This window comes from Candidatus Peribacteraceae bacterium, assembly GCA_041661065.1.
Classification (GTDB): Bacteria; Patescibacteriota; Gracilibacteria; order Peribacterales; family Peribacteraceae; genus CAIKAD01.
In genome coordinates this window covers 738,302-759,119 of record JBAZVD010000001.1, presented here as the reverse complement: position 1 = coordinate 759,119, position 20,818 = coordinate 738,302, and the positions used below count along the sequence as shown (strand labels likewise).

General features: G+C 61.3%; 21 protein-coding genes and 2 tRNA genes. 11 read left to right on the top strand and 12 right to left on the bottom strand.

Going from position 1 to position 20,818, the window contains the following annotated elements; translation table 11 throughout:
- Positions 1-60 precede the first annotated feature (60 nt).
- Together ribB and WC698_03520 are read left to right on the top strand one after the other, a co-directional pair.
- Complete coding sequence (gene ribB, locus WC698_03525) at positions 61-1,269, top strand: 3,4-dihydroxy-2-butanone-4-phosphate synthase (protein MFA6039305.1); 1,209 nt, start codon at positions 61-63, stop codon at positions 1,267-1,269.
- A 67-nt stretch (positions 1,270-1,336) separates the two neighbouring features.
- Positions 1,337-1,615: a hypothetical protein gene (locus WC698_03520; GenBank protein MFA6039304.1), complete on the top strand. Its 279-nt coding sequence runs from the start codon at positions 1,337-1,339 to the stop codon at positions 1,613-1,615.
- Here WC698_03520 and WC698_03515 read toward each other — a convergent pair.
- The 4 genes from WC698_03515 to WC698_03500 all read right to left on the bottom strand — a co-directional run bounded on the left by WC698_03515 (position 1,581) and on the right by WC698_03500 (position 4,879).
- Positions 1,581-2,765, bottom strand: a complete 1,185-nt coding sequence (locus tag WC698_03515) for a polymer-forming cytoskeletal protein (GenBank protein MFA6039303.1) — start codon at positions 2,763-2,765, stop codon at positions 1,581-1,583. The two genes, WC698_03520 and WC698_03515, sit on opposite strands and share 35 nt — an antisense overlap.
- A gap of 441 nt (positions 2,766-3,206) precedes the next feature.
- A complete protein-coding gene (locus tag WC698_03510; GenBank protein ID MFA6039302.1) occupies positions 3,207-3,377 on the bottom strand; it encodes a hypothetical protein in 171 nt (56 codons plus the stop codon).
- Positions 3,378-3,431: 54 nt separating this feature from the next.
- The gene (locus tag WC698_03505; GenBank protein MFA6039301.1) at positions 3,432-4,505 is read right to left on the bottom strand and encodes a hypothetical protein; all 1,074 of its coding nucleotides are present in this window, start codon (positions 4,503-4,505) and stop codon (positions 3,432-3,434) included.
- 297 nt (positions 4,506-4,802) lie between these two features.
- A tRNA-Arg gene (locus WC698_03500) sits at positions 4,803-4,879 on the bottom strand.
- A gap of 216 nt (positions 4,880-5,095) precedes the next feature.
- Here WC698_03500 and WC698_03495 point away from each other — a divergent pair.
- Positions 5,096-5,455, top strand: a complete 360-nt coding sequence (locus tag WC698_03495) for a hypothetical protein (protein ID MFA6039300.1) — start codon at positions 5,096-5,098, stop codon at positions 5,453-5,455.
- Positions 5,456-5,585: 130 nt separating this feature from the next.
- A complete protein-coding gene (locus WC698_03490) occupies positions 5,586-6,341 on the top strand; it encodes a ZIP family metal transporter (protein MFA6039299.1) in 756 nt (251 codons plus the stop codon).
- 16 nt (positions 6,342-6,357) lie between these two features.
- Here WC698_03490 and WC698_03485 read toward each other — a convergent pair whose 3' ends face one another.
- The 6 genes from WC698_03485 to typA all read right to left on the bottom strand — a co-directional run bounded on the left by WC698_03485 (position 6,358) and on the right by typA (position 12,637).
- Positions 6,358-7,335, bottom strand: a complete 978-nt coding sequence (locus WC698_03485; protein MFA6039298.1) for a lysylphosphatidylglycerol synthase domain-containing protein — start codon at positions 7,333-7,335, stop codon at positions 6,358-6,360.
- Between the two features lie 56 nt (positions 7,336-7,391).
- Positions 7,392-8,102: a glycosyltransferase family A protein gene (locus WC698_03480; GenBank protein ID MFA6039297.1), complete on the bottom strand. Its 711-nt coding sequence runs from the start codon at positions 8,100-8,102 to the stop codon at positions 7,392-7,394.
- Between the two features lie 27 nt (positions 8,103-8,129).
- Positions 8,130-8,843, bottom strand: a complete 714-nt coding sequence (locus tag WC698_03475) for a glycosyltransferase family A protein (GenBank protein MFA6039296.1) — start codon at positions 8,841-8,843, stop codon at positions 8,130-8,132.
- A 160-nt stretch (positions 8,844-9,003) separates the two neighbouring features.
- A complete protein-coding gene (locus WC698_03470) occupies positions 9,004-9,438 on the bottom strand; it encodes a hypothetical protein (protein MFA6039295.1) in 435 nt (144 codons plus the stop codon).
- A gap of 55 nt (positions 9,439-9,493) precedes the next feature.
- The gene (locus WC698_03465; protein MFA6039294.1) at positions 9,494-10,681 is read right to left on the bottom strand and encodes a PQQ-dependent sugar dehydrogenase; all 1,188 of its coding nucleotides are present in this window, start codon (positions 10,679-10,681) and stop codon (positions 9,494-9,496) included.
- 159 nt (positions 10,682-10,840) lie between these two features.
- A complete protein-coding gene (typA, locus tag WC698_03460; GenBank protein MFA6039293.1) occupies positions 10,841-12,637 on the bottom strand; it encodes a translational GTPase TypA in 1,797 nt (598 codons plus the stop codon).
- A 310-nt stretch (positions 12,638-12,947) separates the two neighbouring features.
- Between typA and WC698_03455 the strand changes: the two genes are divergently transcribed.
- Complete coding sequence (locus WC698_03455; GenBank protein MFA6039292.1) at positions 12,948-13,313, top strand: hypothetical protein; 366 nt, start codon at positions 12,948-12,950, stop codon at positions 13,311-13,313.
- Between the two features lie 12 nt (positions 13,314-13,325).
- Here WC698_03455 and WC698_03450 read toward each other — a convergent pair whose 3' ends face one another.
- On the bottom strand, positions 13,326-13,559 hold the full coding sequence (locus WC698_03450; GenBank protein MFA6039291.1) for a hypothetical protein: 234 nt from the start codon (positions 13,557-13,559) through the stop codon (positions 13,326-13,328).
- Positions 13,560-13,981: 422 nt separating this feature from the next.
- Between WC698_03450 and WC698_03445 the strand changes: the two genes are divergently transcribed.
- The 5 genes from WC698_03445 to WC698_03425 all read left to right on the top strand — a co-directional run bounded on the left by WC698_03445 (position 13,982) and on the right by WC698_03425 (position 19,305).
- Positions 13,982-14,182 (top strand): cold shock domain-containing protein, encoded by a 201-nt coding sequence (locus tag WC698_03445; protein ID MFA6039290.1) that lies wholly within the window; start codon positions 13,982-13,984, stop codon positions 14,180-14,182.
- Between the two features lie 8 nt (positions 14,183-14,190).
- Entirely contained in the window at positions 14,191-15,510 is a 1,320-nt protein-coding gene (locus WC698_03440; GenBank protein MFA6039289.1) for a DEAD/DEAH box helicase, read from the top strand.
- A 103-nt stretch (positions 15,511-15,613) separates the two neighbouring features.
- Positions 15,614-16,690: a sigma-70 family RNA polymerase sigma factor gene (locus WC698_03435; protein MFA6039288.1), complete on the top strand. Its 1,077-nt coding sequence runs from the start codon at positions 15,614-15,616 to the stop codon at positions 16,688-16,690.
- An 82-nt stretch (positions 16,691-16,772) separates the two neighbouring features.
- On the top strand, positions 16,773-18,869 hold the full coding sequence (locus WC698_03430) for a hypothetical protein (protein ID MFA6039287.1): 2,097 nt from the start codon (positions 16,773-16,775) through the stop codon (positions 18,867-18,869).
- A 34-nt stretch (positions 18,870-18,903) separates the two neighbouring features.
- Positions 18,904-19,305, top strand: coding sequence for a hypothetical protein (locus WC698_03425; protein ID MFA6039286.1), 402 nt, complete (start codon positions 18,904-18,906; stop codon positions 19,303-19,305).
- A gap of 22 nt (positions 19,306-19,327) precedes the next feature.
- Here WC698_03425 and WC698_03420 read toward each other — a convergent pair whose 3' ends face one another.
- The gene (locus tag WC698_03420; protein MFA6039285.1) at positions 19,328-20,191 is read right to left on the bottom strand and encodes a cation diffusion facilitator family transporter; all 864 of its coding nucleotides are present in this window, start codon (positions 20,189-20,191) and stop codon (positions 19,328-19,330) included.
- A gap of 144 nt (positions 20,192-20,335) precedes the next feature.
- On the opposite strand from WC698_03420, the gene WC698_03415 reads away from it, so the two are divergent.
- Positions 20,336-20,410, top strand: a tRNA-Gln gene (locus WC698_03415).
- Positions 20,411-20,818: the final 408 nt, after the last annotated feature.

Genomic DNA, 20,818 nt, shown 5'->3' with positions numbered 1-20,818 from the left:
ATCCATCCAAACGATCAACTACTTCCACAAACATCACTTTCTCCCTATACTGCCTCTTCCATGGCATTCACCCCCATTCCCCAAGCGCTTGACCGTCTTCGTGAGGGCCGTTTCCTCATCGTGGTGGATGATGAGAACCGCGAGAACGAGGGCGATGTGGTGCTGGCGGCGGAACACGCCACCGGGGAGAAGCTGGCGTTCATGATCCGACACACGGGCGGCGTGGTATGCCTGGCTGTGGACAACGCTATCGCGGACCGGCTGGAACTTCCCCCCATGGTGGCGCGCAACACGTCGCTGCACGGCACGCCGTTCACGGTAAGCATTGAGGCCGCGGAGGGCGTGACGACCGGCATTTCCGCGCAGGACCGCGCCGCAACCGTCCTCGCCGCCATCCGTCCCGACGCCGCGCCGGAAGACCTGCGGCGCCCAGGCCACGTGTTCCCGCTGCGCGCGGAAGACGGGGGCGTGCTCGTGCGCGCCGGGCACACGGAGGCGACGGTGGATTTGTGCCGCCTGGCCGGCCTGCAACACGGCGGGCTCCTCTCCGAACTCATGCGCGACGACGGCACCATGATGCGCCTGCTGGACCTCAATGCGTTCGCGGAAGAGCACGACATCGCCATGGTCTCCATCGCGGACCTCATCGCGTGGCGCCGCACGCGCGAAACCTTCGTGCGGCTGGAAGCGGAGAGCCCGTTGGAAACGGAGACGGGCCTGTGGAGCATCAAGGTGTTCGAGGACGCGCTGCACAAGCGCGAGCACGTGGCGCTCGTCAAAGGGGTCATTGTGCCGGAGGTTCCCACGCTCGTGCGCGTGCACTCCGAATGCCTCACGGGCGACGTCTTCCACTCGCGCCACTGCGATTGCGGCGAACAGCTGGCGCTTTCCATGGAGCGTATTGCGGAGGAGGGGAGCGGCGCCGTCCTCTACCTGCGGCAGGAAGGCCGCGGCATCGGGCTCACCAACAAGATCCGCGCCTACTCGCTGCAGCAGAACGAGGGGCTGGATACCGTGCAGGCGAACGAGCGCCTTGGCCTGCCCGTGGATCTGCGGGAATACGGCATTGGAGCGCAAATCCTCAAGGCCCTGGGCGTGGGGAAGATCCGCCTTCTCACCAACAACCCCAAGAAGATCGCCGGCCTGCGCGGCTACGGCTTGGACGTGACGGAACAGGTGGCGGTGGAGATCACCACGCCCTCGCAGCGGCAGCGCCTCTACCTGCGCGCGAAGAAGGAGAAGTTGGGGCATTTGTTGAGGCACCTGTGAGTGAATGTATATACATTGTCTATACAACACGTACTTACAACTTCAAAAAACTGAAAACATAACAAGAATGACATTACGCGATGCGTCATCCCATTTTTATTTTCGCATCTTCACAATTGCACACATTGAAGTAAAATTTAGTACATTAGTTTTTTCCCCCAGTTCGTATGGTCAAGAAAAAGAAGGCAGCGAAGAGGAAGGTGAAGAAGACGAAGAAGACCAAGAAGAGGAGATAGTCTTTCAAAGCCTGCGCCGTCCTGTGAAACGGGATGGCGCTTTTTTAGCTGCGGGAAAACATAAACCGACTCCGATCACCGCACCTTCTTCCACTTCGCGACCTTGGTGATGATGAGGGCGCCGAGGGCGAAGAGGATGATCACCGCCTTCACCGACCATCCGATGAGAGGGACGAAGTTGAGGAGCTTGAGTGCGACGAATGCCGCCATGCTCACCCCGAAGAACGTCCACCGATTGAAGTGTGCCTTGCGCGTGACTTCAATCCAACGTGCCGTCACCAAGGCGGTGAGAGGCGTGGCGAAGAGCAACGTGAGGAGATAGGAGGAGAGCAGCAGCACCGCGAGGGGGATGCCGAGCACCGTGAGGAAGAGAATGAGCGTGACGACGGGCGTGAGGATGACGAAGATCGTCCCCCACAGTAGGCTCCACCACGGCTTGCGCAGGAGCGCCTTCGCCGCATCCGTGAAGAAGGTCTTGGTGACGAGCGAGAAGAAGAGGATGGTGACCAAGCCCGAGAGGAGGGAGAACACTACGAAGCCTCCGATGGCGGAAGCGAGGGGCGGCCGGTCTTTCTGCAGTTCGCGCTCGTATTCCGGATGGAAGGAGGCTGTTTGCCCCGTGACGAGGGAGTCGCCGAAGTCCACTTCGCGCGAGCGGGACCAGTAGTCCACGCCGCCGCGGAAGGAAGCGTCCTGCCCGATCTCCAGGTTCTCGGAGATGAGGATGGCATTGCCTTCCACAGGCCCCGCCACCACCGCGTGGCCGGTGCGGATATCCACATTGCCGTGGAAGATCCCCTCGAGCAGAACCGTCCCGCCCCGTACGGTCACATTCTTCCCCACGGGCCCGCGCAACGTCACGTTGCCGCCCGTCACGAACACGTCCCCCAGCACCACGGCGTCGCTCCCCACGGTGATGTTGCCGCCCACGATGAGCAGGTCTCCGGAGATCATGCCGCGGACCACCACCTCTCCGCCCGCGATGCGCACGTCATTCCCCACGTTGCTCGTCACGGTCACGTTGCCCGCCGCAATGTGGAGGCCGCCGCTCACCGGCGCCTGCACATCCGCCCTGCCGCCGACCACGAAGAGGTCGCCGTTCACTTCGCGCTCGATGTTCACTTGGCCGCCCGAGACGTAGAGGTCGTCCATCACGGGGGCCGTGAGGGCCACCACATCGCCGCCGCGGAAGGTGGCCGCGGAAGCGGGTACGGCCAACACGAGGGAGAGGGCGAGAGCGAGGAAGAACGAATGTTTCATGGAGTGGTGGTGAAGTTAAAAGGAATTGTAGGCGCAGGCGCTTCCCTCCGCCAGTTTTATGGCATGCATTCGGCGCATCTGATGGGATAATTGTTCTCCGACATTGTTTGAGTTTCTCGCAAAAAGTTTGCATTCACCCTTGCTCCGGCAGCCGCCCTTCCATAGGTTCGCCTCTCACGTCCTTTCCCCCCCGGTCTATGTTCAGCTTGGACCAGATCCTGCCGTTCGCCATCATCATCGTGTCTACCGTGTTGGGATTCGTCCTCGGGTTCGCGAAAAAGAAAGCGGAGGAGGTGGAAGCGGATTGAACGCGTAGTGCGTATCTGCGAAGGTCATACGTAATACGTACTACGTACTACGTAATACGAAAACGATATACAGCTCTTCACATCCACCTTCTTTGTCGCGAGAGTGCAAAGGGGGCAAGGAACAAACAACCATCTATTCCTCTTCCTCCGCATACTCCCCGGACGCATCCCATCGTTCCTCCGTGAGCAGCGCAAACCAGTCGCGCTTCTTGCGCACGCTCCCCACCGTGCGCTTTTCCGCGGCGGCGTCCCTGTTCTGTTTCCAGTTCCTGAGGAAGGCCGTGGGGCGGAACGTGAGGCGCATCGGCCTCATCATATCCGCGAGAAAAATGGCGTCCAGTGTTTTGCCGGGAGAACGCTACGCGGCGAGCGGTGCTGTGAAGCTCTCGATCACCACGCGCTTCTGCATGTCTTCCGGCAGCGAGGCTTTCCATTCGTTCGCGCGCCGGAGAAGCGCTTGCTCGCTGAATTCCGGGTCAGCGGGATTGCCGATGACGACGATGTGCAACGGACGCTCTTCCGTGAGGAGCTCACCGAGGCCGTGTCCTCCGAAACTGATTTGTTTGGCAAGGTCGACGGTCCTGTTGCCGGAAACGACGCTCAGGATATTCCGCGCGCTCACGAGGAAGCCCGCCGGCAACATATCGCCGGACGTCTTGAAGGCATTCGTCCCGTCGTAGTAGATCACTTGCGCAATGTGGGCTGCTGCGGGGCGGGACATCTGCTCCAGAGGCTTGAAGTGCGCACGGACCTTTCTGGCATCATCTTCCTTTCCGGCAGCCTTGAGCTTCCGCTGCATGGCGGCCACGATGGCCTCCGAGTATGTTTGCACCAGCTCGTCAACGGCTTCGGGTGCGACATGGAGTTTCTTCTCCTCCGGCGTCAGTTTCCTGCCCAGCTTCTTCTCCCAGAGCTTCTCAAGCGCGATCCCTCCGGCACCGCATCCGCCATGGGATTGGATGACCGTGATGTTCTCCGCGATGAACGCATCGGCCATTTTTTCGATGTGCGCGGAGGAGAGCGGGTTGTTCTCCAGCAAGTCCTCCAAGTCCATATCCAGGATACCGGAGCCCGCCAGGCGGATGAGATGGACTGCCTTCCCATTCACCTCCGTCTCATCATCCCCTTCATCCATGCAAGCCACGGCTTTTTCCATCCCTGCGGGATAGAATGCGTCCTCTCGGATGCGATCTGCGTTCTGTTCCACAAACTGTTTCCAGCCGCCGGCTTCCTTGATGGCGGCGAAGAGTTTTCCGTCCCTCTCGAGGTAGGGCTGTGCGATTTCCTCAATGTTGTGGTGGTCCATATGCCCTTCTTTACCATGCTCTTCCCCTGCGGGCAACTTTCCCTCCGCGGCGGCGCCGTCCGCTGTGAGGATTGTTGCGGCGGCTGTGGACACGGCGGCGGTTTCCAGGAATTCACGCCGGGTCATTTCGTGCGAAGCACGGGGGAAGGATTCTGGCTGCTCTCGGGGCGTTTCGGACATGGAGGGAGGGGGGAAAACGTTGCAAAATAGAGTACGAATATTCCCCGAAAAATCAAGGGTCTTAGAGGCCGGTTTTCCGAGCCGGACATCATCAAAGAAGAGCGGTACCCCCGGCCCGTGCTTCGCCCTCTATACAATGACCGTTTGATAGCTTGCTCCTCTCGGGCTCATCGGAGGGCGGCTACGCAGGGCCTCGGAGGAAGAAGTGGGCTTCAGGCGTTCTTATTGTCTGTTCGGATATTCTGGTACCCCCGGCAGGAGTTGAACCCACGACCTCCTGGTCCGAAGCCAGGCGCTCTATCCAGCTGAGCTACGGGGGCAGTGTTGCTCTGCATAGGGTACACGAACTACCGCGCCAGGCGAGTTGTTTTCTGCATGGTCCGCAAGCGTCCCATAGCCAGCTGAGCTACGGGGGCAGTGTTGCTCTGCATAGGGTACACGAACTACCGCGCCAGGCGAGTTGTTTTCTGCATGGTCCGCAAGCGTCCCATAGCCAGCTGAGCTACGGGGGCGTGACAAAAGTGTATACTTCTTCCATGGGTTTTGATGATGATGATTTGGATGAGCCCCTCAGCGGCCGTAAGGCGCTGGAGAGGGCCGACCACGGCAAGCGGGAGAAGGAGGATGCCAAGAAACAGGCGCAGGAACAGAAGGAGCTCTCCATACTCAAGCTCCAGGTGCTGCGGCAAGGGATGGCGCCGCTGAAGCCGGAGGAGAAGGGGGGGGACGGGAAGGGGGAGGGGATCAAGACGCGGACGCGGGAAGAGGAGATGAGGCAGGCCACCGATACCGTGCATACCAAGACCGGCCCCGAGGCTCTCATGAAGAAGGAGGAGCAGGAGAAGAAGGTGGAGGAGCAGGCGCAGTATGAGCAGGGGAAAGACCAAACGGCATGAAACAATGCGAAATTGGAAATGAAAAAATGCAAAATGATGACGCGGAGAGGATTGTGATGCCTCATTTTTCATTTTGCATTTCCCATTTGGCATTCCATCTTCCCGTCAAGTATCGCTATGATACCTTCACATGGGAACAATCCTCTACACCCTCGGCAGCGTCTTTCTGGTGAGCGCAATCTCGTTGGTGGGAGCGGCGTTCCTGCTTCTGCGCGAGAAAGTGCTGCGGGGGATGCTCCTCTACCTCGTCAGCTTTTCCTCGGGGGCGCTTCTGGGCGACGTGTTCATCCACATGCTCCCGGAGGTGGCGGAGGGGGGGAGCCTGGCGCCGGGACTCGTGGTGGTGCTCGGCGGGATCGTCTTCTCCTTCATTGTCGAGAAGCTGGTGCACTGGCGGCACTGCCACCTTCTGCCCGAAGACGAACAGGAGCATGAACACTCCCACAACGTGGGCGCCATGAGCCTGGTGGGGGATTCCATCCACAACTTCATCGACGGCCTCGCCATCGCTTCCAGCTTCCTCGTGAGCGTCCCCGTGGGGATTTCCACCACCATCGCGGTGGTCTTCCACGAGATCCCCGACGAAATGGGGAACTTCGCGGTGCTCCTCCACAGCGGGTATACGCGGAAGAAGGCGCTTCTCTTCAACTTCCTCTCCGCGCTCGTGGCCGTGGCGGGGGCGTTGTTCGTCCTCCTGGGCAACCAGGCGTTCGCTCCGCTTAACACCTACCTGCTGCCCTTCGCCGCCGGCAACCTGCTCTACATCGCCGGTACGGACCTCATCCCCGAACTCCACAAGGAACAGCGCCTGCGGCAGTCCTTCTTCCAGCTCCTCTGCATGGTGGGCGGGATGGGCGCCATGGGATTGATGCTGCTCCTGGAGTGAGCGGGCCGCGGCCGCATCACCCTTCCTGCGGGGGGACGGCGGGGACGGTGTTCCCGTTTCCCGTTTCCCGCACGTACTGCCGCACCTCGTAGGAGAACAGCGAGAGCAACGCCAGCAGCAGGGGGAGCGCGTAGAAGAGGAGACGGAACATCACGAGAGCGCCCAAGATGACGCTTGTCCCGTAGTATTGGCGCAGGAGGAGCATCATGGTGGCGTCGAACACGCCGAGGCCGCTGGGCACCTGGCTCACGAAACTCATGAGCTGCGAGAGCACGTAGAGGCTGAGGAACAGCTGAAGGGGGATGGAAGATTCCGGCAGGAGCAGGTAGAGGAGGCTTCCCGTGAGCGCCACTTCCACGCCCGTGAGCAGCAGCTGGCCCAGCGCGATGGGGAAGTTGGGGACGCGGAGTTCCCACGAGCGGAAGATGAAGGTGCGGTGGGGCAAAACGACGCTGGAGAGCAAATAGAGGAAAACGGGGGTGAGCAGGAGGATGCCGATGAGGCGGAGCGTGGCGGAGGGAAGGGGCAGGAACAGGCTCAGGTCATGTGCGTTCAACGTAAGGCCGATGCCCGAGGTGAGCAGGAGCAGCAGGATGAAGGTGGCCACGCTGAAGGCGGTCACTTTTGCCACGTGCGACAGATTGAAGCCCCACTCGGAGTAGAGCCGGTACCGCAGCGAGCCGCCCGTGAGGAGGGCGAAACCCAGCGTCATGCCGAAGGTGTTTCCCGCGAAGGACGCGAACATGATGCGCCGGAGGGGGAGGCGGATGCGGAAGTAGCGGAAGGCGAGCACGTCGTACACGCTCAAGATGCCGTAGACCGCCGCCGTGCACAGGAGGGCGAGGAGCAGGCGGGAGGTGGGGGTGTTGAGGATGGCGTCGCGCACCTGCCCCAGGCTGACTTCCCGGATGACGTCGCGCATGCTCACGAGCGCGGCGAGGAGGAAGATGACGCTCAGGAGGGGGCCGAGGAGGCGGCGGAGGCGGATGGGCATGAGGACTGAGGACTTAGGGATTAGGACTTAGGGATTAGGAGTGAGGGATGGTGTCATTAACGGATGTCGCGGTATTCCTTTGTCGCGGGGCGGTGGAGGATCAGTTCCGAAAGGGAGTTCATGATGTAGGCGATCCCCGTCTTCATCATGCCTTGGCCTTTGAGTCGCCGCGCCGAGGAGCTCACGGTGAGCGCCGGCAGGTGGAGCACCGTCCCCACGTCGCTCAGGCGCCTCCCCGTGTTCACGTCGTCGCCGTAGAAGGCGATGGTGGTGTCGAAGCCGCCGATGCGTTCCAGTGCGGCGCGCCGGATGACGCAGTTCCCTCCCCACAGCTGCGCGCCCGTGACGGAATGGACCAGGCCGCTCATGTCGCAGACCGCGTTGGTGCAGTAACGGCTGAAGGGCGGCAAGTCGTGGTAGTGGTAGGGTCCGGTGACGCCCACCACCTCCGGATCCTCCGCAAAGGCCTGCTCCGCCTTCTCAAACCATCCCTCCGGCACCAACACGTCGGCGTCGATGCATGCAACCAGTTCCCCCCGCGACGCACGGAATCCGCGCTCGCGGGCGTACTGCGCCCCCTTCCGCGCTTCGTGGAGCACCGTGACTCCGGGGCGTGAACCGGCCACCTGCACCGTTTTGTCCTTGCTCGCGTTGTCCACCACGATCACTTCGATGACGTTCGGGGACCGGTGCGCCAGGATGTTCTCCAGGCAAGTGCCAAGGTACTTCTCTTCATTGTGCGCGGGGATGACGACGCTGATGGTCATAAGAGAAAAAACGAAAACATCCCGTCATCAACGGATATCGCGGTACTGCGTGGTGACGGGGCGGTGGAGGAGGAATGCGCTGAGGAAGTTCGCCACGTACACGACGCCCGTCTTCATCATGCCGTCGCCGGCGAAGCGCCGCGCGGACGTCCACTGGGTGAATGCGGGAATGAACCTCACCTTGCCCTGCGTCTTGAGCCGCCGCGCGATGTCGGTGTCTTCCCCGTAGAAGCTGATGGTGGTGTCGAAGCCGCCGATGCGCTCTAGGGCGGTGCGCCTTGCCACGAAGTTGCTCCCCAGCACCATGGCGCGCGTAACGTAGTACGCCGGCATGGCCAGGAACTTCCAGTACGCGCGCGCGAGAAAACGCTTCCCTTTGGAGAGGTCGTAGTAATCGCACGGGCCGCTGAGGCACGCCATGTCCGGGTGCCGGGAGAATTCCCGGTTCATGACCGCGAACCAGTCTTCCGCTACGCGGGAATCGGCGTCCACGTACGCGAGTACGTCGCCGTGGGACTCCATGAATCCCCGTTGCCGCGCTTTGGTGAGGCCTTTCTGCGTCTCGCGGACCACGCGCACCATCGGATAAGAGGAGGCGACGCGCGCCGTCCCGTCCGTGCTGGCGTTATCCACCACCACGATCTCCTTCAGGTTCGCGGGCTTGTGCGCCAGGATACTCTCAATACAGCCGCCGATGTACTTCTCCTCATTGTAGGCGGGGATGACGACGCTGATATCCATGGGGAGTGGAGGAGGTGGGGCGGACGTTGGGTGTGCAGCGGGAGACACGACAAACGCACGTGTCCCAGCTTCGAAGATTCTACACGACATCCGCGTCCCTGGCACCTGGTACTTCCCCGGAATTCACGTGCAATGCTGCAGCCGGGCGTGCGTTCTTCCCTCAGCGGATGCCCGGCGCGGCCGATGAGCCCTGCGGCGCCGATACGTTGACCATATCCACCACGCGGTCCTCGGAGGGCCGGTAAATGATGGCGCGGTCGGGGGTGATGATGATGTTGTCGCCGTTCTGCGCGGAGGCGTAGAACGGGTTGTCCTTCTTCAGCTCTTCCGCGTTGGTGATGGTGGCAACCGTCACTTGCACATCGCCGGGGATGGCTACGTGCTTGCTCACCTTCGCAACGATCTCCCTCACCATCTTCTCCTGCGCGCTCCCCACGCCGTACGCCTGGTCCAGCCGGACCGTGAGGGCGTCCAAATGCTGCCGTGTAATGGCCGTTTGGCGCAAACTCAATCCTACGAGGCCCAGGAGCAGCAGGAAGAGGACGAGGAGGAGGTAGTTCTTGGTTCCCTTGGATTTGGCGGTATGCGGATGCATGGCGGGTGTAGGAAGTGTGTGCGGAGTATAGCAGAGGGGGGAAGAGGGGCGGAACTCAGGGAGGGGTGATGCGGAAGACCGTCCCTTCCCGGTCATCCGTCACGAGCAAGCTCCCGTCCGGGAGGAAGAGCAAGCCCGCGGGCCTGCCGAGGATGGTCCCGTTCGGCTGCAGCCACCCCGAGACGAAATCCTGCACCGGCCCCTCCTGCTTGCCGTTCGCGTCCAGAGGAATGCGCACGATGGTGTAACCCACGGGTTGCGAGCTGTTCCAGGAACCGTGGAGCGCCACCAATAGGTCACCGCGCATCGCAGCGGGCCAGGAGTCCGGTATGAACGCCAGCCCCAAGGGGGCGCCGTGCGCGGGCAACTCCGCCGCGGGCGGCACGGTTTGCGCGCAATCGAACGCTTCCTGCGGACGGAACGTACCGTCACGCACGCGGTTGCCGTAGCAGAACGGCCAGCCGTACCGTCCCCCCTCCGCGATCACGTTCACCTCGTCCGGCGGAAGCGCATCGCCCAAAAAATCCCGCCCCATCTCGGTGGCCCATATGTTTCCGTCCGGACCTCGCGTGATGAACACGGCGTTGCGCAGTCCCGCGGCTACGGTCTTTGCGTCGCTCCCGTCCGGCTCAAGGGAGAGGACGCTCCCGTGCCGATCGTCGGCCTCCACGCAAGTATCGCACGTGGAGCCGATGGAAACGTAGAGCCTGCCGTCCGCGCCGAATGCCAGCGACCGCGTCCGGTGGCGGCCGCCGGCGGGGAGCGCATGGATCATCCGGCGCTGCGCGGGATCCTCCGTATCAACGGCGATGATCCGCGTTTCTTCCGCGATGAAGAGGGTGCGGTTATCCCGCGGGTCGAAGGCCAAGCCGTGCGGGCGGTTGAGGCCGCTCAGCGCCGCAACAATTCTCCGCACCGTCCCGTTCTCCATTTCCAGCACGCTCACGGTTCCCTCCGAAGGCCGGCTCACCCACACGTTTCCGCTGCGGTCCAACGCCAACACCCGCGCGTCGGAGAGGTCCTCCGCGAATACGGCGATGGAGAAGCCCGCGGGGAGCGAGAGCGGCAAGCCCGTTTCGTTCGTCCCCACACGGGGAGGATCCCCCTCCGTCGAAGACGATGCCACCGCAAGCTCCCCGCCGTCATTACCGTTTGGCTGCGGGGAAGGGGACCAGGACTGCCGGGTCCATGCGACGATGATCCCCGCGGCAACGATGGCGATGAGAGCGAAAAAGGTACGCATGGAGGTCTGGAGGTGACAGAAACTCCCATGCTACGTACACGCAAGAATGCTGTCACGAAGAAGGGCGGGGAATAGGGGGTGGTTGTGCAGCCCTTGGCCATTGGTCCTCATTCTAAATTCTTAATTCATAATTCTTAATTCCTAAGTCCTAAGTCCTCCTCATCTCCTCGCCCTCCTCCGATCGTTGTCCGTCAAAAACTTCTTCCGCAGGCGGATGCTCTCCGGCGTCACCTCCACCAACTCGTCGTCCCCGATGTACTCCAGCGCCTGCTCCAGCGTCATGGGCTGCACGGGCGTCAGCACGATCGCCTCGTCAGAACCCGACGCGCGCATGTTCGTCAATTTCTTCTCCTTGCACGGGTTCACCGCCATCTCCTCATCCTTGGCGCTCTCCCCGATCACCATCCCCTCGTACACCTTCGTCTGCGGTGTGATGAAGAGCCTGCCGCGCTCCTGCAAGCCCCACAGCGCAAACGCCACGGCCACGCCGCTCACCATGGAAATGATGGAACCGTGCATCTGCCCGGAGAGGTCCCCCTTGTACGGCTCATAGGTCAAAAACGAATGGGTGAGGATGCCCTCGCCGCGCGTCTCGATGATGAAGTCGCCGCGGAAGCCCAGGAGCCCGCGCGTGGGGACCTTGAACTCCAGGCGGGTGTGCCCCTCCTGCGATTTCATATCCAGCATCTCGCCCTTCCGCTTCGCCAGCATTTCGATCACCGTTCCCGTGAACTCGTCCGGCACATCAATGATGGCGTGCTCGATGGGTTCCTTCTGCACGCCGTCCTCCTCGCGGAGGATCACCTGCGGGCGGGAGACCTGCAGCTCGAAACCCTCGCGGCGCATGTCCTCGATCAAGACGGAGAGGTGCAGCTCGCCCCGGCCGGAGACCTTGTAGGAATCGGTACCCGGGATTTCCTCCACCTGCAGCCCCACGTTGGTTTCCTTCTCCTTCTCCAGCCGCGCCTTGATATGGCGGGTGGTGACGAGCGTCCCTTCCTTGCCCGCGAACGGCGAATTATTCACCAGGAAGTTCATGGTGATCGTCGGGGGGTCGATCTTGATGGCCGGCAGCAGCTCGGCATTCTCATCCGTAGTGATCGTCTCCCCCACGTAGATGTCCGGGATGCCCGCCAACGTGACGATGTCGCCCGCGTGCGCCTCGGCCACTTCCGCGCGCTTGAGCCCCTGCGACACGAACACCTTGCTGATCTTCCCCTTGCGCATGCTCCCGTCCGGCGTCTTCACGAACACCGCGTCCCCCGGCCGTGCGATGCCTTCATACACGCGCCCGATGGCCAACCTTCCCAAGTAGTTGTCGTAGGCCAAAGAGCTCGGCTGCATGCGGAAGGCCGTATCAATTTTTTGTTCAGCCTCGGGCACGTGCTTCATGATCACCTCGAAGAGCGGCGTGAGGTCCTTGGAGTCGTCTTCCAACTTCCGCTTGGCGATGCCTTCCCGCGCCGCGGTGAAGAGGTACGGGAAATCCGTTTGCTTGTCGTTTGCGCCGAGCGCCACGAAGAGGTCGAACACCTCATCCACCACTTCCAGCGAACGGGCGGCGGGCTTATCAATTTTATTGATGATCACAATCGGACGGAGCCCCAGTTCAAGCGACTTTTTTAGAACAAATTTTGTCTGCGGCATGGGGCCTTCCTGTGCGTCCACGAGCAGCAGGACACTGTCCACCGTGCGCAGGATGCGCTCCACTTCGGAACCGAAGTCCGCGTGTCCCGGCGTATCTACGATGTTCACTTTGCAGTCCTTGTACTTAATGGAGGTGTTCTTGGCGTAAATGGTGATGCCGCGCTCCTTCTCCTGCGCGTTGCTGTCCATCATCAGTTCGCCCACCTGCTCATGCGCGGCAAACGCGCCGCCTTGCTTCAAGAGCGCGTCCACGAGCGTGGTCTTGCCGTGGTCTACGTGCGCGATGATCGCAATATTCCTGATGGACATTATGAGGGCGAAAAGGGTTCTTGGGACGGGGAGGGAATGAGAAGGAGGAGGGAAAGATCACCGCGGCGTAGCCTCGACCGAACGGAGTGAGGCCGGGCGAAGCCGGGTGATGGCGATATTCCTGATGGACATTCAGAACGAAAGAAAAGGTCTCGGCGGAGCGGTGGCGATGTTGCGGTTCAAGAAGGTCAGGGAGACACGAGTGGACTTGAACGCCGCGATGCCGGAATCCCATATACTTTACAGGAAAAGAGGGGATTGGGAAAGGGGTGGCAGCGGAGCGGATGGGAAGGTACCCTTTGTCACCCTTATGGAAGACCCCCGGACCACCCATTTCATAGAAGAAGCGTGCGACCCTGAATCACCGCAGTATTGCAACGACCTCTCTTGGTGGGTGGGTCAGCTGCGGGAAACCAAACAGCGGACGAGAACGGTGGGAGAGGATACATTGGCCTATCTGCTCTATCATGCCTGTCGAGGCGTATTTGAAGCGAGTAAAGGTTGTGCCGGCTATGATCCTGCGCAAGCCGTTTACGTGGGGGAGGCGGTGTTGGAGGAGCTCACCCGCGCGCTCCCTTGCACGGCGGAAGGGTCCAATGCGTGGATGAATATCTTGCAACTGATTGAAAAGATACGCCAAGGCGTGGAGCGCAGCAGATTGATGACACATCCGTGAAGGCGGGAGGGCTCACTCCTTCGCCCTCAGCTCCCCCTCGTTGCCCAATTCCCGCATGTCGGAACCGGCAAGCTTGCGGCGTACGTACGCGTTCGCCTCCTCTTCCGTTTCGAATTCCGCTTCCTTCCAGCGCAGCACTTCCATCCTCTTGCGCCCGCAGAAGGTGATGGCGCCCGGGCTGTAGGTCCCGTTCCCCGTTCTGTACGTATCCAAGAGGTAGCAGTCGCTCACTTTTGCTTGCGGCATTTTGGAGGGAGGGGAAGGGGAGCATTGTCCCTCTTCCCGTGCGGGGCGTCCACTATTCGACGTGGATAGTCACCCACGCACCAGGAGGCCCCGGCCGCTTGTCCGGCGAAGGCTTGGCGGAGTCGGATCAGGCCGGGGAGGAATGGTCAGGGCCTCCGGTGCGGGGTTCCGCACGAAAGGAACAGCGAAGCGTATCAGGAGATGCCCCCATCAGGCCGGGGAGCTTCACGTTCTGCCATGGCAAACGGAATCCATCACCGATGCAATACGTTTCGTCCCCATCTCCATTCCTTCCACACCCCATTTTCGAGAAATGGCTGTGAGAGGGCGTAAGAGCGGAGGGATCTTGCTTGGTATTTGGCGGTGGGAAGAGTATTGTAGATGTCTTCGTTCTTTCTTTTCATTTCTTTCTTTTCTTTTTCATGCCGCAAGGAACTATTAAGAAAATCATTACAGACAAGGGCTTTGGCTTTATTTCCGCCCCCAACGGCGACCTGTTCTTCCACCACTCGGCTGTGCAGGGCGTTCCGTTCGACCAATTGCGCGAAGGGCAGACCGTGGAATACACGGAAGGCAGCGGCCCCAAGGGTCCGAAGGCCGACAGTGTGACCCTGGTGGCGTAATAACCAACATGTCTCCAAATTCCTCTCCCCACTCCAGCACCTTCAACGACCTGCAAATCCATCCGAAGATCCTACAGGTGCTGGATGGGAGGGGAATTTCCGTACCTACGCCCATCCAACACCGGGCGATACCGGTGGCCATGGAAGGCAAGGACGTGGTGGGCATCGCACAGACCGGCACGGGCAAAACCTGGGCGTTTGGCATCCCGCTCCTCCAGCGACTCTCGCAACACGGCGGGCGGGCGCTCATCGTGCTGCCCACGCGCGAGCTTGCCGCGCAGGTGGAGGAGGCGCTCCTCCCTTTCGCGCAGACGCTCGGCATCGGCACGGCGGTCTTCATCGGGGGTGCCTCCATGCACCGCCAGCGGGAGATGCTGCGTCGGAATCCCCGCGTGCTCATCGCCACGCCCGGACGTCTCAACGACCATCTTGAGCAAGGCACGATCACGCTGCGTGAGGTGAAGATCCTCGTGCTGGACGAAGCCGACCGCATGCTGGACATGGGCTTCAAGCCGCAAATCGAGCGTATTTTGCGTCACGTGCCGCGCGAGAGGCAGACCATGCTCTTCTCCGCCACCATGCCGCCGGAAATTTTGCGCCTCGCCTCGGCGCACATGACCTCCCCCCTCCGCATCGAAGTGGCGCCCACCGGCACCGCCGCGGCGAACGTGGAACAGGAGCTCTTCATCGTGCGGCGGGAAGAGAAGCTTCCGCTCCTCGTCTCGCTCCTCCAGGAACACTCCGGCACCATCCTCGTCTTCTCCCGCACCAAGTACGGCGCCAAGAAGATCACCAGGCAGCTGCGCGCCATGGGGCACACCGCCGCCGAGATCCACGCCAACCGTTCCCTCGCCCAGCGCAAGGAAGCCCTGCAAGGGTTCAAGACCGGCAGGTACCGCGTGCTCATCGCCACGGACATCGCATCCCGCGGCATTGATGTGACGGGCATCGAAGTAGTGGTCAACTATGACCTCCCGGACGATCCCTCCGACTACGTGCACCGCATCGGGCGCACGGCGCGGGCGGGCAGGGAAGGCCTGGCCATCTCCTTTGCGGGCCCGGAGCAAGCCAAGGACATCCGCTCCATCGAGCAGCTCATCCGCGGCACCCTCCGCCGCCGCCAGCTCCCGTCCCTCGCATCCGCGAAGCTCTCGCTCCCTCCGCAACAGCAACCGTACGAACGGGACGCGCGGGAAGAGCGGAACACACACCATCACCATCAACACACGGGCCCCCGCCGGCATACCCGCCCCGGCCAATCGAGTTCCACGGGGCAACGCAGATCCTTCGGGTCCCGCAGGAAGTTTGGCTCCCACCACGGCAGATAGGGGATCCTTCTCCGGGCTTGTGGAAGCTCTCGCCGTGGATTTCCGGGAGAATTCCTTGCTCCGTGCAGTCCATACATATATACCAACACGCTTTGAAATAATCATGTCCACTACGATCAGCTTTAGTGAGCGAAGCCCGGAGGAAGATGAGATCTTCCCCCAGGGTGTCGTATCCGCGCGCAGGCAAGAGACGCCGGTGGCGCTCACCCCTACGGGTGCCGAAGCACATGCGTCACCCGCACAACCTTCCCTCCTCCGGGATCCGATTGCGTACGTGTACAACCGTGAGTTCGACGATGTGCCGGAAGAGCACATACTCGCTCCGCTCCGGGAGGACATTCGTCGCGCTCCCACAGAGAGGGCCGACGGCTCGGATCCGTTCCGGGCGGCGCTCAACGAATATCGGACCCTCACGGCGGAGCAGGAGCACCATCTGTTCCGCCAGGCGCATTACTGCTTGTACCGCGCGGAGCAACTCCGCCTTGCGCTCCGTGCCCGCAGAGGGAATCCCCGCACCGCGTCTCTCCATACCATCGCACGGTGGAAAAGCAGAGGGGATGACATCCTGCAGACCATCGTCCTTGCCAACCTCCGGCTTGTCTACACCTTCGCCGGCAAGCGGCAGTCCCGTACCCTGGATTTCGCATCCTTGTTGAGCGAAGGCACGGTGACACTCTGCAGGTCCGTCCGTATGTTTGATTACGGGAGAGGAACGAAGTTTTCCACCTATCTCGGGAGCGCCGTTGCGCGTGCGTTCATACGATTGGAGATTGCCGAATGGCGTCAGGCACACCTGCCTCTTCCGGAAGAGGAGCTCCCGGCGGTCGGATCCCGCAGCCATCCTTCCCGGAACGATTCTTTGGATATCGAAGCTACCGTTGGTGGGAGGCGCCGGGAGGTGGCGGCATTGTTTGCCCAGCTCAACGAGAGGGAGCAACGCATCATACGGTGGCGGTTCGCTCACGATGGCAACATGCCCACCCGCGAGGAGATCGGCTCTCGGATGGGGGTGTGCGAGACGATGGTACGGACCATTGAAGCGCGGGCGATAGAGAAGATGCGTTCGGCGATACGGCGCGGAACCGTTCGCATACTGTCGGTGCCCGTGGATTGGAAGCTGCCGCCTCAACCCATGAAGGCAACGAACGACGGTCTGAGGAATCAAAAAGGGGAGGTGTGATCAAGCCGCTTCCAGAACGGCGTTCCACACCCGCATGGAACGCCTTCTCTTTCACCGTGACGGGGCGTGCTATACTGGACGAATGAAATTCGACGGAATCTCACGGAATATTTTGGGTATTGCCACTTTGGCGTTGGCGGGGCTGGTGTGCATCGTTGCCGGCACCGCTTCCTTATACCGTGCGCAACTCACGGGGAGATGCGCCGGTGCGCCGGTGCAAACGGACACGTTCATCAAAACGTACCGCATGCGCGATCGCGCGCTGGGGTTCGGCATGCTGCCCACTAAGGACGGCGGGTACCTCCTCACCGGCGACACCACGTGGAGCTCCGGCATGGGGGTGTGGAACGCCTTCGTCATCAAGACCGATGCTAAGGGCGTCGCCGCATGGAGCAAACAGTTCGGCCCCATGAGCGCGGCGCAGGGCGTGCAGACGGAGACGGAGCGCCTCTCCGCGCAGACGAGTGACGGGAACTACGTGGTGGCGGGGGACATGATCGATTTCTACGATGCGGCCTACGAGGAGAGGAAGGAACTCTGGGGCGACGTGATGGTGACGAAGCTGAACGCAAGCGGGAACTGGATGTGGTCCACCATGGTCGGCGACTACAGCATGGATTTTCCGCAGAGGTTGTGGGCGACCCCGGACGGCGGAACCATCCTCCTCGCAAAATTCAAAAATACCGGTTACGAAGGGGAGATCGCGGATTTCGACGCCGTGTCGGAGTACAGCGTAGCCATCAAGTTCGATGCCAAGGGGAGCGTGCAGTGGAGCAAGAAGTTGGGTTGGACCGTGGTTGACATGGAGTATCTGCCCGACGGCGGCTTCGTGGCGTTGGCCGCCATCGATACGCGCATTTCGAGCCAGACGACTGCCGGCGCGGAAGGGGCGACGAGTGCAATCCCGACGATTATCAGAATGGACGGCGCGCTCACGGTGCTGTGGGCGAAGAGCATTGAGGCCCCGTCCTTGGAGTACGCCGTGCCCACCGGAACCACCCGCGAGACGATGCGGATTCGGAAGGCGAAGATCCGCGTGCCCGGCGGTGATTTTACGTCGGTGGAACAGGCGCCGGACGGGGGCTTCATCGCCTTCGGACGTTACTTCAACGCCGCACAATTTGTGGGCGGTAACGCGAACGCAGTGATCAAGAGCCCCACGGATCCCATCCCCTCCGTGGCGGTGAAGGTGGATGCGCAGGGGACGTACCTGTGGGCGAAGAGCGTCAAGACCGCGTTCGGTGCCCTGGACCTCGATCTCCAGGCCGTGCAGACGGCTGACAAGGAATTCATCCTCTCCCGTAATGTCGCGCGGAAGGCGAACTTCACGAACATCAGCGACATGGCAAGCACTGTGGAGCTGATGAAAGTGGACGCCAACTTCAACCCGCGGTGGGTGCGGAAGATCGACATCGAGCGGGACGCCGCAGGGTACCACCTTCGCGCCACCCGCGACGGCGGCGCAGTGCTGGCGGGCAGGGTGATTACGGAAGAGCAGCACATGGTCATGGGCAGCTTGGAGCCGTACCAAGAGGCGCTCCTCGTCAAAACGGACGCCAACGGCAACGTGAGCGGCGCCAGGGTGGTGACGGAGAGCGCGCAGGCGGAGGTGGCGGACCAGAGTTCCCTGCTCATTATGCAGACGATGAGCGTGGGGGCGACGGCGGATATGCAGCTGCCGGTCAAGAAAACCGTGAAGCCCGCGGTGACGAATATCGAGGATAAGCAGCGCACCATCGTGCCCCACGCCAACAAGTCCGTAACCCCCCTGTGTTCCCTCCTCAATGCCGGCACCGCCGGCACGGCATCAGCCGGGCGGGGAGCCGTGCCGCAAGCCTCCACGTATCCGCAGATCCGGTACGAGAGCGTCAAGGAGGCCAAGATCGAAACGGAGAAGAGCCGCCAAATCCACGAGGAGCTGCTCCCCATCCTCAAGAAGGTCGTCGGGGACCGGGTGAAGATGACCGATAACACCGGCGGCCTGTGGCTCACCTACTACTTCCCCCGCCAGGCAACCGTGGCGGACAGGGAGGCGATGCAGAAGGAGTATGTGGCGCTGGGATACAAGGTGGATGAGGCGGAGGGCGGGGTGCTCAATGTTTCCAAAGTCGGCCGGTCGCTGCGTATGACGTTCTCCGTCAATAACTCCATGGTGGGGAAGCTGGAGGTGATGTTGTAAGGCAATTAATTTCCCTATCCCTCCCCTCCTTTCTATGAAGAGTAAGACCCTCCGCGTTGCGCTCGCAGCAGGCGCACTGTTGCTGCTTGCCGGCTGCGCGCCGTCCACGCCACCCTCATCCCCCGAGACCACGGGAGAGCTCCCGGCCGCAAGCGCGCCAACGGTGGCGGCGCCAACCCCTTCGCAGGCGGGGGACGTTGGAAAGGTGACGGAAGACGTGTGGGTGGAGATCGCCGCCCAGGACATTTACCATGGCCAGACGGATCTGCAGGCGTGGGGCGTGGGGGGCGGGCGCGAGCGCTTCTTCGCGAGTTTCGGTGTTACCGAGGAGCAGCTGGCGGCTTTTGGCGCGCAGGTGGAGAACGATCCTGCCCGCACCCAGGAGATACTGGGCAAGATGGCCAAGCGTCTCAAGGAATTGGAGGACGGGCAATGATGGTCGCTTCCTGTTCGGCCTTTTACTCCCCGTACGGTTCCATGTGGACGGAGGCGTCCACCATGTTGGGCAGGAATACGCGGAAGGCGGATTTCACCTTGCCGCTGATGATGTGGGCGTCACGGAGAGAGAGCGAGCCGTCCGCATGCACGTGGGCGTCCACGTGGTACTGCGTACCCAGCTTGCGTACCCTTATCTTCTCCACCGCACGCACGCCCTCCACTGCGAGCGCCGCTGCGATGAGCGCTTCGCTTTCCGGGCCGGCGTGGACCTTATCCATCAGCTCATGCACGGAAGGCCGCAGCAATTGGAACGCGTTGATGGCGATGACCACGGTGACGGCGAGCGCCGCCCAGTCATCCGCCCCCTCCCATCCCGGGCCGCCGATGAGGGAAATGGTGATGCCCACGAACGCCGCCGCGGACGTGATGGCATCGCTGCGGTGGTGCCAGGCGTCCGTCTTTACGGCGTGGCTGCCCGTCTCGCTGCCCACCTTGTAAACGTTCTTGAAAAGCGTCTCCTTGGTGATCACAACCAGGGCGAGGACGACGAGCGTAAAGGGGGCGGGCGTGGAGTGCGGCGTGAGGATCTCCCGCACCGCCGCGTAGGCGTTGACGGCCGCCGCCGCGAGGAGCGTGAGCGCCACCACCGAGGCGGCGATGGCTTCCGCCCTCCCATGCCCGTACGGGTGTTCCTTGTCCGGAGGTACGGCGGAAATGCGCAAGCCGCCCCAGATGACGAGGGAGGAGGCGATGTCCGTGGTGGATTCGATGCCGTCCGCAATGAGGGCGTAGGAGTGCCCAAAAAAGCCCGCCGCAAATTTGACCGCAGCCATGAGCGCGTTGATCACGAGGCCGATTTGTACGGAACGTATGCCGCGGTTCATGGGAAGGCGATTCTAGCAGAGGAACGGCCGCTTTGCCCGGGATTGGCCGGGTGAAAAATGGTGATGGAAAAGCCGGGAAGCTGGTACAATCTTGCGGGCTGCGGTACAATCCGTGCCCTGCAGATTTCACTCGTATCATCGTGTTGGGGAGTAGCCAAGTGGTAAGGCACCTGCCTCTGGAGCAGGCATTCGGGGGTTCGAATCCCTCCTCCCCAGCCACATTCAGAAAATTATGAGTAATCAGAGAAAACTGAGGGCAGAGCAGAAGAGGTTACATAAAGCAGCAATGCCATTTATAATGTTTTTGCTCGGTATGACTACGAGTGCGATTCTGTCCGAGGCAGTAACTATTTTTCATGAATTTTTAAAAGAGTGGACTGGAATAAATTATCCGCATATACGGTTAGTTGTATTTTTGGGTTGTTTGATTCTTCTGGGGTATGTCTTCTACATAGTTAATAGTGAGTATTTGCAACCCTTGGATAAAATTGATGATCAGTTGAATACAACTAATAACAATAAGAGGTGACCGAGGCAAGATACACTTTTCTGCGCTGCCGAATAATGAGTAAGGAAGGGGCATTAAAGCCTGCTCGATCAAATTAATTGTAGTCTGTTTTAAATCTG